This window comes from Klebsiella ornithinolytica (assembly GCF_030505655.1).
Taxonomy (GTDB): domain Bacteria; phylum Pseudomonadota; class Gammaproteobacteria; order Enterobacterales; family Enterobacteriaceae; genus Klebsiella; species Klebsiella ornithinolytica.
The window spans coordinates 1,616,298-1,631,688 of record NZ_CP130153.1; the positions used below are offsets into that span (position 1 = coordinate 1,616,298).

Here is a 15,391-nt window from a genome sequence, read left to right on the forward strand (position 1 = left end):
TTACCCCAGTCACATGTTTCAGTAAGTGCCTGGGGGACTTGCTCTCTGGCCGCATGATTCGGCCTATGGCCTGAACCCTTTGGGGCCAGCGTAAACGCTGTTCAGGACGGTTAACCGTCTTGTCCTGCAACTCGAATTATTCAGGGTATATGCGAATATTTTCGCGTCTGGAGTGGCATTCTCACGATCGACCGGTTGTCGGAGAGCCACGCTGTATATAAATGAAGGCAGGATGAGTTATGCATATCACGCTAAGGCAGCTGGAAGTATTTGCTGAGGTGCTAAAGAGCGGGTCAACGACCCAGGCGTCACAGATGCTGGCGCTTTCTCAATCGGCGGTCAGCGCGGCGCTGACCGATCTGGAGGGGCAGCTGGGCGTGCAGCTGTTTGACCGCGTCGGCAAGCGGCTGGTGGTAAACGAACATGGCCGGCTTCTCTACCCGCGGGCGCTGGCATTACTGGAGCGCGCGCTGGAGATTGAGCAGCTGTTTCGCGGTGACAATGGCGCGATCCGGGTTTATGCCAGCAGCACGATCGGCAACTATATCCTGCCGGAAATTATCGCCCACTATCGCCGAGATTTTCCCGACCTGCCGCTGGAGCTGAGCGTGGGCAATAGCCAGGACGTGATTAATGCGGTCGCCGATCTGCGGGTGGATATCGGGCTTATCGAAGGGCCATGTCATGCGGCAGACATTATCGCCGAGCCATGGCTGGAAGATGAGCTCGTGGTGTTCGCCGCACCGGATTCGCCGCTGCTGGAAGGGGAGGTGACGCTGCAACGGCTGGCGGAAGCGCCGTGGATCCTGCGTGAACATGGCTCCGGCACCCGCGAAATCGTTGACTACCTGTTGCTGTCGCATCTGCCGGCGTTTCATCTGGGCATGGAGCTCGGCAATTCGGAAGCTATCAAACACGCCGTGCGTCACGGCCTGGGCATCAGCTGCCTCTCCCGGCGGGTTATCGCCGAACAGCTGGAGGTGGGATCGCTGGTTGAACTGCCGGTCCCGCTGCCTAATCTGACCCGCACTCTGTGGCGGATTCACCATCGGCAAAAGCATATTTCCAAGGCATTACAACGTTTTCTGCGCTACTGTCAGGTATAAATCATCGGCGGCTAGCAAGGGTATTATCGTGAGAGATCAGCAGATTATGACTGGCATTTCCGGGGATTAGTGCTTTACTAATAATCCATTGTCGATCATGAAGCTCTCTTATAACTTCGCATTTGTACCGGATAGAACCCGGATCGTCTGCTACAATCGCGCCTCGTTTTTTGGATGGATAGCATTTTCACATGGTTTCGGATACTAAAACCACAGAAGCGCCCGGCCTACGCCGTGAACTGAAGGCGCGCCACTTGACCATGATCGCTATTGGCGGTTCCATCGGTACAGGTCTTTTCGTTGCATCTGGTGCAACTATTTCTCAGGCAGGCCCTGGCGGCGCACTGCTTTCCTATATTCTGATCGGTCTGATGGTCTATTTCCTGATGACCAGCCTGGGTGAACTGGCGGCGTATATGCCGGTATCTGGTTCCTTTGCGACTTACGGTCAGAACTATGTCGAAGAGGGCTTTGGCTTCGCGCTGGGCTGGAACTACTGGTATAACTGGGCGGTGACCATCGCCGTTGACCTCGTGGCGTCTCAGCTGGTAATGAGCTACTGGTTCCCGGATACGCCGGGTTGGATCTGGAGCGCCCTGTTCCTCGGTATTATGTTCCTGCTGAACTGGATCTCGGTTAAAGGCTTTGGCGAAGCGGAATACTGGTTCTCGCTGATCAAAGTGGCCACCGTGATTATCTTTATTGTTGTCGGCGTGATGATGATCGTCGGTATCTTTAAAGGCGCGCAGCCTGCGGGCTGGAGCAACTGGGCCATTGATGACGCGCCGTTTGCCGGTGGTTTCTCCGCGATGATAGGCGTGGCGATGATCGTCGGCTTCTCGTTCCAGGGCACCGAGCTTATTGGTATTGCCGCGGGCGAATCCGAAAATCCGGAAAAGAATATTCCGCGTGCGGTGCGCCAGGTGTTCTGGCGTATCCTGCTGTTCTATGTCTTCGCGATTTTGATTATCAGTCTGATCATTCCGTATACCGATCCAAGTCTGCTGCGTAACGACGTGAAAGACATTTCCGTCAGCCCGTTCACCCTGGTGTTCCAGCATGCGGGCCTGCTGTCTGCGGCGGCAATCATGAACGCGGTTATCCTGACGGCGGTGCTGTCGGCGGGTAACTCGGGAATGTATGCGTCAACGCGTATGCTCTATACCCTGGCCTGCGATGGCAAAGCTCCGCGCATCTTCTCGAAGCTGTCCCGTGGCGGCGTGCCGCGTAATGCGCTGTATGCCACGACGGTGATTGCCGCGCTGTGCTTCCTGAGCTCGATGTTTGGTAACCAGACCGTTTACCTGTGGTTGCTGAACACCTCCGGGATGACCGGTTTCATCGCCTGGCTGGGGATCGCCATCAGCCACTATCGTTTCCGTCGCGGCTACGTGCTGCAGGGCAACGATCTAAACAATCTGCCGTACCGTTCAGGGTTCTTCCCGCTGGGGCCGATCTTTGCCTTCGTGCTGTGCCTGATTATCACGCTGGGCCAGAACTATGAAGCGTTCCTGAAAGACACCATCGACTGGGGTGGCGTGGCCGCAACCTATATCGGTATCCCGCTGTTCCTGGTGATCTGGTTTGGTTATAAGCTGGCAAAAGGTACCCGTTTCGTCCGCTATAGCGAAATGAAGTTCCCACAGCGATTTAAAGGCTGACGGCCGAAGCTTATTGTAACCGTTCCCGCAAAACCCTCTTTTAAAGAGGGTTTTTTTTATGCTGTACGCCTTACAAATTGATACAGTTCTTCATAATTTTATTGATAATCGAAATCATTATCTTTATCATCCTCATCAAAATCAGGATGAAGCCAATCTCCCTGTCTTGCCGGTCATGAACAACCAGCAAGGGGCGACCAGCCACGTCAACTGTAAAAAAAGACCGCGCGTACCGCCAATGAGCGGTGCGCCGACAGTACGTGTTAATTGCACCTTTTGTTTGATTCGTTATAGACCTCATGGAGATATGGAATGTTCAGGTTAAACCCTTTTGTCCGGGCGGGATTGTGCGCATCCGTCGTATCGCTGGCGTTTCCGGCCGCAGCCGAAGTGAATGAAGAAACGCTGGTCGTCACCGCCGCGGCGACTGAACAGAGCGTCAAAGATGCGCCAGCCAGTATCAGCGTTATTACTCAGCAAGATCTGCAGCGCCGCCCGGTCCAGAACCTGAAGGATGTCCTGCGCGACGTGCCAGGTGTGCAGCTCACCAACGAAGGCGACAACCGCAAGGGCGTCAGCATTCGCGGCCTCGACAGCAGCTATACGCTGATTCTGGTCGACGGCAAACGCGTCAACTCGCGCAACGCGGTCTTCCGCCATAACGATTTCGATTTAAACTGGATCCCGGTCGATGCCATCGAGCGCATTGAAGTGGTCCGCGGGCCGATGTCCTCCCTCTATGGTTCCGACGCCCTCGGCGGCGTGGTGAACATCATCACCAAAAAAGTCGGCCAGAAGTGGACCGGAACCCTGAGTGCCGATACCACGATTCAGGAACATCGCGATCGCGGTGATACCTACAACGGTCAGTTCTTTACCAGCGGCCCGCTGATTGACGGCGTGCTGGGGATGAAAGCCTACGGCAACCTGGCAAAACGCGCGAAAGACGATCAGCAGCCCTCCAGCAATGCCGCCGGCGAAACGCCGCGTATTGAAGGTTTTACCAGCCGCGATGGCAACGTTGAGTTTGCCTGGACGCCGACCGATAACCAGGACATCACCGCCGGCTATGGCTTCGATCGCCAGGATCGCGATTCCGACTCCCTCGACCGCAACCGTCTGGAACGCCAGAACTACTCCCTGAGCCATAACGGCCGTTGGGACGTGGGCAATAGCGAACTGAAGTTTTATGGCGAAAAAGTCGATAACAAAAACCCAGGCCAGGACGGGACGATCACCTCTGAAAGCAATGCCGTTGACGGCAAGTACGTTCTGCCGCTGGGGATGATTAACCAGCTGCTGACCTTCGGTGGCGAATGGCGCCACGATAAACTGAAAGATCCGGTCAACCTGAGCAGCGGCGGAAAATCCACCTCTGCCAGCCAGTACGCGCTGTTTGTTGAGGATGAGTGGCGTATTTTCGAACCGCTGGCGCTGACCACCGGTATTCGTATGGACGACCATCAAACCTACGGCGATCACTGGAGTCCACGTGCTTACCTCGTCTACAACGCAACCGATACGGTCACCGTAAAAGGCGGCTGGGCCACGGCCTTTAAAGCGCCGTCGCTGCTGCAGCTGAACCCGGACTGGACCACCAACTCCTGCCGTGGCTCGTGCAGCATCATTGGTAACCCGGACCTGAAGCCGGAAACCAGCGAAAGCTTCGAACTTGGCCTCTACTACCGCGGCGAAGAGGGGCTGCTGGATGGCGTAGAAGGCAGCGTGACCACCTTCCAGAATAACGTCGACGATATGATCGATATTCTGCGAACCTCCAGCGCCAGCGAAGCGCCGGGCTACCCGAACTTTGTCGGCTGGAAAACGGTCAACGGCAAACGCGTACCGGTCTTCCGCTACTTCAACGTCAACAAAGCGCGTATTAAAGGGGTGGAAACCGAAGTCAAAGTGCCGTTCGGCGACGAGTGGAAGCTGACGGTGAACTACACCTATAACGATGGCCGCGATCTCAGCAACGGTGGCGACAAACCGCTGCAATCGCTGCCGTTCCACACCGCCAACGGGACGCTGGACTGGAAACCGCTGGATGACTGGTCCTTCTACGTCACCGCGAATTATACCGGCGAGCAGCGCGCTGTCAGCGCCACCTCGAAAACCCCGGGTGGCTACACCATGTTTGATATCGGTGCGGCCTGGCAGGTGACGAAGAGCGTGAAGCTGCGTTCAGGCGTGCTGAACGTGGGGGATAAAGATCTGAGCCGCGACGACTATAGCTATACCGAAGAAGGTCGTCGCTACTTTATGGCCGTGGACTACCGCTTCTGATCGAAGCGGAAAGAGGGCAGATGGCGACTGCTGTCTGCCCCTGGATAAACTTCTGGCCGGCTTTGCATCATGATGGCCTGACCTTACATCGCCGTCGGTGTTTCCACAATGCCGACGGTGAGTTGTTTTTGCAGATGTTTTTCAATGCGCTGGCGCCGTTATCACACAAACAGGCGCGGCGCGAAATGGCGTATACACTATAGGGAGAGACGCTCCCATTCTCTATCAGGATGGATGACTTCCTCCGGTTTGTTCAGAACTGAAATTCGACGGTGAGTGGTAATATCCGCCGGTTATTTCCGCTGGTGTCCAGAACACATTCAGAGGGCAGGGTTAAGATTGAGAACATGACTGACGTCATGGGGATCAATGGTGAGCATGTCGACGTTATTCATTAATCGCATCTCCATTGACAGAGAACAATAATGCGCAATGTCATACTCCCTGTTTTCGTTGCTGTATTTTTTATCCTCATCGGCGTGTCTATTTTGAATATACAGCTGTGGTACTCCGCCAGAATAAATAGCGCCAATGCCGCACATCATGCCGCGAAAAGAATTGATGCCATCCTTGAGGAGGCGCGCCAGGCGACAACAACCGCGCTGGAGGTGGCGAGCAGAGGCTGTACGCCGGAAGGCCAGTTTCAACTTGGGACGGAGGCGGCGCTTAAACCACACCTCAGAACGATTTTGATTATTAAGGACGATAAAATCTGGTGTTCTTCCCTGCCGGGAAATCGGGTTCTGCTGTTGAATTTCAACGATATGCCGGACACCCGGTTAATGCTGATTCCCGCGAGAAATACCGTGAACAGTCGGCCGATTCTCGCCTGGCAAACGCGTTTTCCGGCCGGAAAAGCCGTCATCAGCATCAGCGATGTGCATATTCGCGATGCGCTGAGCAGCAATATACAGAATACGCAATTTGCCTTAGTGGTGGGCGACCGGACTATCGGAACGGCAGGCGATGTCAGAAACACCGACTTAAGCCGCAGTACCACCGCATATTTCCGATCGGCCGAATTTATGTTTGCTATTGAATACAATCTCCCGGCGTTTTTTAGTGTTAAACGAATGATTAATCAGGGGGCTGGTTTGTTGATCTTTATTCTGTTCGTGGCATGCGCCCTGGCCTGGATCCTGCTGAAGTATGCGAACAAATACACGACCCCCGAGGATAACTTGCGTAAAGCCATTGAAAACGGGGAGATCGTTCCTTTTTACCAGCCGGTGGTTAATGGCCGCAGCGGGGCTATCTATGGCGTCGAGGTGTTGGCCAGATGGAAACATCCGCGACTGGGGCTTATTTCACCGGTGACATTTATCCCCCTCGCGGAACGAACGGGACTGATTATTCCCTTAACCCAAAGCCTGATGGCGCAGGTGGTGGTGCAGATGAACAAAATCACCAGCAAGCTGCCCGATGGTTTTCATATTGGTATCAACTTCAGCGCTTCACATATCAGTTCGCCTCAGTTTATGGATGACTGTCTGAAATACCGCGACGGTTTCCAGAACAAGAATTTAACGCTGGTGCTTGAAGTCACCGAACGTGAACCGCTCCACGTCGATGAGCAGCTGATCGCGAATCTGAACACCCTGCACGCCCGCGGTTTTACAATTGCGCTGGATGATTTTGGCACCGGGTATTCAGGGCTGTCTTATCTTCATGATTTGAACATTGACTACATAAAGATCGATAAAAGCTTTGTCGGTCGGGTGAACGGCCTCGATGAATCGACGAAGCTGCTGGACTGCGTGCTTGAAATGGCGCGCAAGCTCTCATTGCGTATTGTGGCTGAGGGCGTTGAAACCGTAGAGCAGCTGAATTATCTCAACCGGAAAAATATCACGCTGTTACAAGGTTATTATTTTTTTAAACCGGTTTCTTATATTGAGCTGATAAAGATCCTGCTGTCGAAGAATAAAGAAACGGTGATTGTTGAATGACGCATGCCATTGCGCGGCGGTCGGGCCAGCGGGAAACGGTGCGCCGCGACGAGGCTGCGGCACACCGGCAGGCAATCAGGCCAGCAGATAGCGGGCATGAAAACGCAGATGATCTTCGATAAATGAAGCAATGAAATAGTAGCTGTGATCGTAGCCGGGCTGAATTCTCAGGGTTAACGGCCACGCCTTCTGCCGCGCGCACTCTGCCAGCACCGCCGGCTGCAGCTGTCGCGCGAGGAATGTGTCGTTATCGCCCTGGTCTATCAGCGTCGGAATGGCATCGCCGGGCTGGCTGGCCTGCATTAATGCGCAGCTGTCCCACGCCTGCCAGGTCGATTCATCGGCCCCCAGATAGGCGGTGAAGGCTTTTTGCCCCCAGGGAACCTGCGTAGGGTTAACGATGGGCGCGAAAGCGGAAACGCTGGTAAAGCGACCCGGGTTTTTCAGCGCCATGATCAGTGCGCCGTGCCCGCCCATCGAGTGACCGCTGATTGCGCAGCGCTCGCTGACGTGAAACTGCGAACGGATGAGCTGCGGCAGTTCGTCACGCAGGTAGTCGTACATCTGGAAATGCGCAGACCACGGCGCCTGGCTGGCATTCAGGTAAAAACCTGCGCCTTTGCCCAGATCCCAACCGCTATCGTCGGCGACATCATCGCCGCGAGGGCTGGTATCCGGCATCACCAGCACAAGACCAAGTTCGGCAGCGATACGCTGGGCGCCCGCTTTGGTGGTGAAGTTTTCATCATTGCAGGTCAGCCCCGACAGCCAGTAGAGCACCGGCGGCGGCGTCTCATCACGCAGGGGAGGTAAAAAAATACTGAACGTCATTGCACAGTTCAGGGTACTGGAGTCGTGCCGCCAGCGTTGCTGCCGACCTTCATAACAGCGATGCTCTTCAAGCAATTCCATGCAGGGCTCCTCAGGAAGGTAAATGCGGGTGTCAGGTCATAATACAGATATTTCATCTACCCGTGAGTAACTTTCACTTCCTCCTTTGAGGAACATATTGCATCATTAATGCAACTTTTAGCCAACATGCCCGCCCGCCGGAAACGGTGCCATACCGCGTGGCGCTAAGTGGCTGAGTGAAAGGCGAGTAGGGCAAGTTTAATTAGCGGCAGGCAGGGCCCGTCGCGAGGGATCAATAGCTCACGCAAATTTCAATAATTATCGTTTCGGCTACTGGATTATGTGCGCCACCTCACGCACAATGAATGCAAACTTTGCCCGCAGAAGAGCAAAGAGCGCCACACCTGCAGGAGAACCTAAATGTCAGCACTGAGTAAAGAAGCCATACTCGTTCATGAAGCGCTGGTCGCTCGTGGGCTGGAGACGCCGCTGCGTCCGCCAGTACAAGAAATTGATAATGAAACTCGCAAGAGCTTGATTGCCGGACACATGACCGAGATTATGCAACTGCTGAATCTTGATCTAACTGATGACAGCCTGATGGAAACGCCACGACGCATCGCCAAGATGTACGTCGATGAGATTTTTTCCGGGCTGGATTATGCCAGGTTCCCAAAAATCACCGTTATCGAAAACAAAATGCAGGTCGATGAAATGGTCACCGTGCGTGACATTACCTTGACCAGCACCTGTGAACACCACTTTGTCACTATTGATGGTAAAGCGACGGTAGCCTATATCCCGAAAGATTCGGTCATCGGCCTGTCGAAAATTAACCGTATCGTGCAGTTCTTCTCTCAGCGCCCGCAGGTGCAGGAGCGACTGACTCAGCAGATTTTAACGGCGCTGCAGACGCTGCTGGGCACCAGCAACGTTGCGGTATCCATTGATGCGGTGCATTACTGCGTCAAAGCGCGCGGCATCCGTGATGCCACCAGTGCCACGACGACGACCTCTCTGGGCGGCCTGTTTAAATCCAGCCAGAATACTCGCCAGGAGTTCCTGCGCGCCGTACGTCACCACAACTAAAATACGGAGCAGGGCAGATGGAGCGAAATGTCACGCTGGACTTTGTGCGCGGCGTCGCCATCCTTGGGATCCTGCTTCTCAATATCAGCGCCTTCGGCTTGCCGAAGGCCGCCTACCTCAACCCGGCGTGGTCCGGGAGCATTTCCCTCAGCGATGCCTGGACCTGGGCAATTCTCGATCTGTTTGCGCAGGTCAAATTTCTGACGCTGTTTGCCTTGCTGTTTGGCGCCGGACTACAGATGCTGCTGCCTCGCGGCAAGCGCTGGATCCAGTCGCGCCTGACGCTCCTGGCGCTGCTGGGTTTTATCCACGGTCTGTTGTTCTGGGATGGCGATATCCTGCTGGCCTATGCGCTGGTGGGGCTGGTGGCGTGGCGCATGGTGCGCGATGCGCATCACATCAAATCGCTGTTTAACACCGGCGTCGTGCTCTACGTCATCGGTGTTGCGGTGCTCGTGCTGCTCGGCGTGATTTCCGGCGGCGCGCCGAACCGTTCATGGGTGCCCGATGCGGCCAATTTACAGTATGAGCAATACTGGAAGCTGAACGGCGGGCTGGAGGCGGTCAGCAACCGTGCCGATATGCTCTCCGATAACCTGCTGGCGCTGGGGGCGCAGTACGGCTGGCAGCTGGCGGGGATGATGCTAATGGGAGCGGCGCTGATGCGCAGCGGCTGGTTAAAAGGGCAGTTTAGCCTTAGCCACTATCGCCGCACCGGCGCCCTGCTGATTGTCGCCGGCATGGCCGTCAATCTGCCGGCTATTTTTGCCCAGTGGCATCTGGGGTGGAATCCTCGCTGGTGTGCGTTCCTGTTACAGGCTCCTCGCGAACTGGGCGCCCCGCTGCAGACCATAGGCTATGCCGCGCTGGCATGGGGCTTCTGGCCGCAGCTGTGCAGGCTGCGGCTGGTGGGGGCTATCGCCTGCGTCGGGCGGATGGCGCTTACCAACTATCTGCTGCAAACGCTGGTCTGCACCACTATTTTTTACCGTTTTGGCCTGTTTATGAAGTTTGACCGTCTGCAGTTGCTGGCTTTCGTGGTGCCGGTCTGGGCGGTAAATATCACCTTCTCTCTCTTTTGGCTACGTCATTTCCGTCAGGGGCCGGTGGAATGGCTGTGGCGTCAGTTAACCCTGCGTGCGTCGGGGACATCACTAAAAAACACATCCAGATAACGATCTCGATCACAATCATTAACAAAACGGATGTAACCGTTTCCAGGCTTGTGACATCTCTCACGTAGCGTGCAGCACGTCGCTGCCAGAATAGCCACCTTGCTGAACACAGGAGGTGGGTGTGACGTATTGCAATTCTCTTAAGGGCGGTAAGCATGATCACCATTCGTGATGTCGCCCGTCAGGCGGGCGTTTCCGTGGCGACCGTCTCGCGCGTGCTGAACAACAGCGCGCTGGTGAGCCCGGATACGCGGGAAAATGTAATGAAAGCGGTAACGCAGCTGGGCTACCGGCCGAACGCCAACGCCCAGGCGCTGGCGACGCAGGTCAGCGACACCATTGGCGTGGTGGTGATGGATGTGTCGGATGCCTTTTTCGGCGCGCTGGTCAAAGCGGTGGATACGGTCGCTCAGCAGCACCAGAAATATGTGTTGATCGGCAATAGCTACCATGAGGCGGAAAAAGAGCGTCATGCCATCGAGGTGCTGATTCGCCAGCGCTGTTCCGCGCTGATCGTCCATTCCAAAGCCCTCAGCGATGAAGAGCTTGGCGACTTTATGGAGCATATTCCGGGGATGGTGCTGATTAACCGCATTGTGCCCGGCTACGCGCACCGCTGCGTGGGGCTGGATAACGTCAGCGGGGCGCTGATGGCCACGCGGATGCTGCTGAACCACGGCCATCAGCGCATAGGCTACCTCTCCTCAAACCACGGCATTGAAGATGACGATATGCGCCGGGAAGGGTGGTGTAAGGCGTTACAGGAACAAAATATTATTGCGCCAGACAGCTGGATCGGCTCGGGCACGCCGGATATGCAGGGTGGAGAAGCGGCTATGGTTGAGCTGCTGGGGCGCAATTTAGGCCTCACCGCGGTCTTTGCCTACAATGACAGCATGGCGGCCGGGGCGCTGACGACGCTCAAAGATAACGGCATTGCGGTACCGCAGCATTTGTCGTTGATCGGCTTTGACGACATCCCTATTTCTCGTTACACCGACCCACAGCTGACGACCGTGCGCTATCCTGTTATGTCAATGGCAAAGCTGGCAACGGAGCTGGCGCTGCTGGGGGCGGCAGGTAAACTGGATCATGAAGCGCGTCATTGCTTTATGCCAACGCTGGTACGCCGTCATTCGGTGATGCCGCGACAAATTGCGGGGCCGATCACTAACTGATGATGTGCCTTATGTAACCGCTTTCAATCTGTGAGTAAATTCACAGTATATTAACATTCAACTGATTATGATGGCCTCGTTTACCAGTCTGAACCACTATGTCACGGTGATTAATCACTTTTACCGTAGCAATAAGGCGCTAAACGCTTAATTAAGTCCTATTTCTGGAGCGTTACCCTACACGGAAGACAGAATTTACAGTCGTGAATGTTGTTGTGCGGTAACACTAATGTAACAAGTCCCCGCCGGCTATTTTCACACCAACGACCCTGCATAATAAAACCGGAGATTCCATGAATAAGAAGGTGTTAACCCTGTCTGCTGTTATGGCTAGCATGTTATTTGGTGCCTCGGCACACGCAGCGGATACCCGCATCGGCGTAACCATTTATAAATATGACGACAACTTTATGTCGGTCGTGCGCAAGGCGATTGAGAAAGACGGCAAATCAGCGCCAGACGTTCAGCTGCTGATGAATGACTCGCAGAATGACCAGTCCAAACAGAACGATCAGATTGACGTCCTGCTGGCAAAAGGGGTGAAGGCGCTGGCGATTAACCTGGTGGACCCGGCAGCGGCTGGCACCGTTATCGAAAAAGCGCGCGGCCAGAACGTACCGGTGGTGTTCTTTAACAAAGAGCCGTCTCGCAAAGCGCTGGACAGCTATGACAAAGCCTTCTACGTCGGTACTGACTCCAAAGAGTCCGGGATTATTCAGGGCGACCTGATTGCCAAGCACTGGAAAGCCAATCCGAACTGGGATCTGAACAAAGATGGTCAGATTCAGTATGTCCTGCTGAAAGGCGAGCCGGGCCACCCGGATGCTGAAGCGCGTACCACTTACGTGGTTAAAGAGCTGAATGACAAAGGTCTGAAGACTCAGCAGCTGCAGATGGACACCGCGATGTGGGATACCGCTCAGGCGAAAGATAAGATGGATGCCTGGCTGTCAGGTCCGAACGCGAACAAAATCGAAGTGGTTATCGCCAACAACGATGCGATGGCAATGGGCGCGGTTGAAGCGCTGAAGGCTCACAATAAGAGCAGCATTCCGGTATTCGGCGTCGATGCCCTGCCTGAAGCACTGGCGCTGGTAAAATCTGGCGCGATGGCCGGTACCGTGCTGAACGATGCTAACAACCAGGCGAAAGCGACCTTCGATCTGGCGAAAAACCTGGCCGATGGTAAAGAAGCGGCAGCGGGTACTAACTGGAAGATTGAGAATAAGATCGTCCGCGTACCTTATGTTGGCGTAGATAAAGACAATCTGAGCCAGTTTATCGGTAAATAATTATTGAGTTACGGGCGTGAGCGCTCCCGGAACAGCTCCGCTTGCCGAACAGCGAATGCTGCGGCAAGCGGAAATACCCGGATATTCACGCCCGATTATTCCTGATACAGAACCCGACCCTGATAGCGACGCGTCTGCGTCGGTTGGGGTGTGCATGAACGCAGCCAGGTATAACTATGGTCAGCAATAATAGCGAACGGTCAGGCGAATTCTTGTTGGAAATGAGCAATATCAACAAATCGTTTCCTGGCGTCAAGGCACTCGATAATGTCAATCTGAAAGTCCGTCCTCATTCTATTCATGCATTAATGGGAGAGAACGGTGCGGGTAAGTCGACATTATTAAAATGCCTTTTTGGAATCTATCAAAAAGATTCCGGTAGTATTCTTTTTCAGGGAAAAGAGATCGATTTCCATTCCGCGAAAGAAGCGTTGGAAAACGGTATTTCAATGGTTCACCAGGAGTTAAACCTGGTATTGCAACGTTCGGTGATGGACAACATGTGGCTGGGGCGTTATCCCACCAAAGGCGTGTTTGTCGATCAGGAAAAAATGTATCGCGATACCAAGGGAATATTTGATGAACTGGATATTGATATCGATCCGCGCGCTCGCGTCGGCACGTTATCAGTATCGCAGATGCAGATGATTGAAATCGCCAAGGCATTTTCTTATGACGCCAAAATTGTCATTATGGATGAGCCTACGTCATCATTGACGGAGAAAGAAGTTAATCACCTGTTTAAGATTATCCGTAAGCTGAAAGAACGCGGCTGCGGTATTGTCTATATTTCTCACAAGATGGAAGAGATCTTCCAGCTATGCGATGAAATCACGATTCTGCGTGATGGTCAGTGGATTGCCACCCAGCCGCTGGAAGGCCTGGATATGGATAAGATCATCGCCATGATGGTCGGGCGCTCGTTAACCCAGCGCTTCCCGGAGAAGCACAACACGCCCGGTGAAACCATTCTGGAAGTGCGCAACCTGACCTCGCTGCGTCAGCCGTCGATTCGCGATGTCTCCTTCGATCTGCGAAAAGGGGAGATCCTCGGTATCGCCGGGCTGGTGGGAGCGAAGCGTACCGATATTGTCGAAACCCTTTTCGGCATCCGCGAAAAATCAGGCGGCACGATTACGCTGCACGGCAAGAAGATCAATAACCATAGCGCGAATGAAGCCATTAACCACGGTTTTGCGTTAGTCACCGAAGAACGCCGTTCCACCGGTATTTATGCTTATCTGGATATCGGCTTTAACTCGCTGATCTCCAATATTAAGAAATATAAAAACAAGGTGGGTCTGCTGGACAATTCCCGCATGAAAAGCGATACCCAGTGGGTGATTGACTCGATGCGCGTGAAAACCCCCGGACAGCATACGCAAATTGGTTCGTTGTCCGGTGGTAACCAGCAAAAGGTTATTATTGGTCGCTGGCTTTTAACCCAGCCGGAAATTCTGATGCTTGATGAACCCACGCGCGGGATTGATGTTGGCGCGAAGTTCGAAATTTATCAGCTGATTGCTGAGCTGGCGAAGAAAAATAAAGGGATCATCATTATTTCCTCCGAGATGCCGGAGCTGCTGGGTATTACCGACCGTATTCTGGTTATGAGCAACGGTCTTGTTGCCGGAATTGTTGAGACAAAAACTACTACGCAGAACGAAATTTTACGTCTTGCGTCGTTGCATCTTTAAGAGCAGGGGCTTCTCATGAGTGCGTTAAATAAAAAAAGTTTTCTCACGTACCTGAAAGACGGTGGGATTTACGTTGTGCTGTTGGTTTTGCTGGCGATTATTATTTTCCAGGACCCCACGTTCTTAAGTTTGCTGAACTTGAGTAACATCCTGACTCAGTCTTCGGTGCGTATTATTATCGCGCTCGGCGTTGCCGGGCTGATTGTGACCCAGGGTACCGACCTCTCTGCCGGTCGTCAGGTCGGGCTGGCGGCGGTTATCGCCGCAACCATGCTCCAGGCGGTCGATAATGCCAACAAGGTGTTCCCGGAGATGGCGACTATGCCGATTCCGCTGGTGATCCTGCTGGTCTGCGCAATCGGTGCGGTTATCGGGTTGATTAACGGGATCATTATCGCTTACCTGAACGTGACGCCGTTTATCACCACCCTCGGTACGATGATCATCGTCTATGGCATCAACTCCCTGTACTACGATTTTGTCGGCGCATCGCCTATTTCCGGCTTTGACAGCCACTTCTCACACTTTGCCCAAGGGTTTATCGCGCTGGGGTCGTTCCGCCTGTCGTACATTACGTTCTACGCGGCGATTGCGGTCTTCTTCGTGTGGATCCTGTGGAATAAAACCCGTTTTGGTAAAAACATTTTTGCCATCGGCGGTAACCCGGAAGCGGCCAAAGTTTCCGGTGTTAACGTGGCGCTGAACCTGCTGATGATTTATGCCCTGTCCGGTGTGTTCTATGCTTTTGGCGGTCTGCTGGAGGCCGGGCGTATCGGTTCGGCGACCAACAACCTCGGCTTTATGTATGAGCTGGATGCGATCGCGGCCTGCGTCGTCGGCGGCGTGTCGTTCAGCGGCGGTGTGGGGACGGTGCTTGGTGTGGTGACCGGGGTGATCATCTTCACCGTTATCAACTACGGCCTGACCTATATCGGCGTAAACCCCTACTGGCAGTACATCATCAAAGGGGCGATCATTATCTTCGCCGTGGCGCTGGATTCGTTGAAATACGCGCGCAAAAAATAACCGTCCGTTGTTATCCCGCCCGTGCATTTGCGCGGGCTTTTTTTCGTCTGTTTACCACGGCCAGGGTGAAAGCGGGAGGG

General features: G+C 54.1%; 12 protein-coding genes. 11 read left to right on the forward strand and 1 reads right to left on the reverse strand.

Annotated features, from left to right (window positions below; translation table 11 throughout):
- Window positions 1-239 precede the first annotated feature (239 nt).
- The 5 genes from yieE to Q1L34_RS07655 all read left to right on the forward strand — a co-directional run bounded on the left by yieE (window position 240) and on the right by Q1L34_RS07655 (window position 7,002).
- The gene (gene yieE / locus Q1L34_RS07635; RefSeq protein ID WP_004864789.1) at window positions 240-1,106 is read left to right on the forward strand and encodes a DNA-binding transcriptional regulator YeiE; all 867 of its coding nucleotides are present in this window, start codon (window positions 240-242) and stop codon (window positions 1,104-1,106) included.
- Between the two features lie 191 nt (window positions 1,107-1,297).
- Window positions 1,298-2,767 (forward strand): amino acid permease, encoded by a 1,470-nt coding sequence (locus tag Q1L34_RS07640; RefSeq protein ID WP_032686702.1) that lies wholly within the window; start codon window positions 1,298-1,300, stop codon window positions 2,765-2,767.
- A 58-nt stretch (window positions 2,768-2,825) separates the two neighbouring features.
- Window positions 2,826-3,092, forward strand: coding sequence for a hypothetical protein (locus Q1L34_RS07645; RefSeq protein ID WP_004864783.1), 267 nt, complete (start codon window positions 2,826-2,828; stop codon window positions 3,090-3,092).
- Window positions 3,080-5,053 carry a catecholate siderophore receptor CirA gene (cirA, locus tag Q1L34_RS07650; protein WP_015583841.1) on the forward strand — a complete coding sequence of 658 codons (1,974 nt, stop codon included), beginning with the start codon at window positions 3,080-3,082 and terminating at the stop codon, window positions 5,051-5,053. Before Q1L34_RS07645 ends, cirA begins: the two co-directional genes overlap by 13 nt.
- 425 nt (window positions 5,054-5,478) lie before the next feature.
- Window positions 5,479-7,002, forward strand: a complete 1,524-nt coding sequence (locus Q1L34_RS07655; protein WP_004864779.1) for an EAL domain-containing protein — start codon at window positions 5,479-5,481, stop codon at window positions 7,000-7,002.
- Between the two features lie 75 nt (window positions 7,003-7,077).
- Here Q1L34_RS07655 and fghA read toward each other — a convergent pair whose 3' ends face one another.
- Window positions 7,078-7,914, reverse strand: a complete 837-nt coding sequence (fghA, locus tag Q1L34_RS07660; protein WP_327204438.1) for an S-formylglutathione hydrolase — start codon at window positions 7,912-7,914, stop codon at window positions 7,078-7,080.
- 360 nt (window positions 7,915-8,274) lie between these two features.
- On the opposite strand from fghA, the gene folE reads away from it, so the two are divergent.
- The 6 genes from folE (at window position 8,275) to mglC (ending at window position 15,311) form a co-directional block, all read left to right on the forward strand.
- Complete coding sequence (gene folE, locus Q1L34_RS07665; protein WP_004864775.1) at window positions 8,275-8,943, forward strand: GTP cyclohydrolase I FolE; 669 nt, start codon at window positions 8,275-8,277, stop codon at window positions 8,941-8,943.
- Between the two features lie 17 nt (window positions 8,944-8,960).
- On the forward strand, window positions 8,961-10,118 hold the full coding sequence (yeiB, locus tag Q1L34_RS07670; protein WP_004864773.1) for a DUF418 domain-containing protein YeiB: 1,158 nt from the start codon (window positions 8,961-8,963) through the stop codon (window positions 10,116-10,118).
- A 155-nt stretch (window positions 10,119-10,273) separates the two neighbouring features.
- The gene (gene galS, locus Q1L34_RS07675; protein ID WP_004864771.1) at window positions 10,274-11,296 is read left to right on the forward strand and encodes an HTH-type transcriptional regulator GalS; all 1,023 of its coding nucleotides are present in this window, start codon (window positions 10,274-10,276) and stop codon (window positions 11,294-11,296) included.
- A 293-nt stretch (window positions 11,297-11,589) separates the two neighbouring features.
- Window positions 11,590-12,588, forward strand: coding sequence for a galactose/glucose ABC transporter substrate-binding protein MglB (mglB, locus tag Q1L34_RS07680; protein ID WP_032717956.1), 999 nt, complete (start codon window positions 11,590-11,592; stop codon window positions 12,586-12,588).
- A 176-nt stretch (window positions 12,589-12,764) separates the two neighbouring features.
- The gene (gene mglA / locus Q1L34_RS07685; protein WP_004864767.1) at window positions 12,765-14,285 is read left to right on the forward strand and encodes a galactose/methyl galactoside ABC transporter ATP-binding protein MglA; all 1,521 of its coding nucleotides are present in this window, start codon (window positions 12,765-12,767) and stop codon (window positions 14,283-14,285) included.
- 15 nt (window positions 14,286-14,300) lie between these two features.
- Window positions 14,301-15,311, forward strand: a complete 1,011-nt coding sequence (gene mglC / locus Q1L34_RS07690; RefSeq protein WP_004864765.1) for a galactose/methyl galactoside ABC transporter permease MglC — start codon at window positions 14,301-14,303, stop codon at window positions 15,309-15,311.
- Window positions 15,312-15,391 lie beyond the last annotated feature (80 nt).

Bases quoted from the DNA above. Each gene is read 5' to 3' on its own strand.
- mglC (WP_004864765.1), top strand. From the start codon at position 14,301: ATGAGTGCGTTAAATAAAAAAAGTTTTCTCACGTACCTGAAAGACGGT.
- cirA (WP_015583841.1), top strand. From the start codon at position 3,080: ATGTTCAGGTTAAACCCTTTTGTCCGGGCGGGATTGTGCGCATCCGTC.
- Q1L34_RS07655 (WP_004864779.1), top strand. From the start codon at position 5,479: ATGCGCAATGTCATACTCCCTGTTTTCGTTGCTGTATTTTTTATCCTC.
- fghA (WP_327204438.1), bottom strand. From the start codon at position 7,914: ATGGAATTGCTTGAAGAGCATCGCTGTTATGAAGGTCGGCAGCAACGC.
- folE (WP_004864775.1), top strand. From the start codon at position 8,275: ATGTCAGCACTGAGTAAAGAAGCCATACTCGTTCATGAAGCGCTGGTC.
- yeiB (WP_004864773.1), top strand. From the start codon at position 8,961: ATGGAGCGAAATGTCACGCTGGACTTTGTGCGCGGCGTCGCCATCCTT.
- Q1L34_RS07645 (WP_004864783.1), top strand. From the start codon at position 2,826: ATGCTGTACGCCTTACAAATTGATACAGTTCTTCATAATTTTATTGAT.
- mglA (WP_004864767.1), top strand. From the start codon at position 12,765: ATGGTCAGCAATAATAGCGAACGGTCAGGCGAATTCTTGTTGGAAATG.
- mglB (WP_032717956.1), top strand. From the start codon at position 11,590: ATGAATAAGAAGGTGTTAACCCTGTCTGCTGTTATGGCTAGCATGTTA.
- Q1L34_RS07640 (WP_032686702.1), top strand. From the start codon at position 1,298: ATGGTTTCGGATACTAAAACCACAGAAGCGCCCGGCCTACGCCGTGAA.
- yieE (WP_004864789.1), top strand. From the start codon at position 240: ATGCATATCACGCTAAGGCAGCTGGAAGTATTTGCTGAGGTGCTAAAG.
- galS (WP_004864771.1), top strand. From the start codon at position 10,274: ATGATCACCATTCGTGATGTCGCCCGTCAGGCGGGCGTTTCCGTGGCG.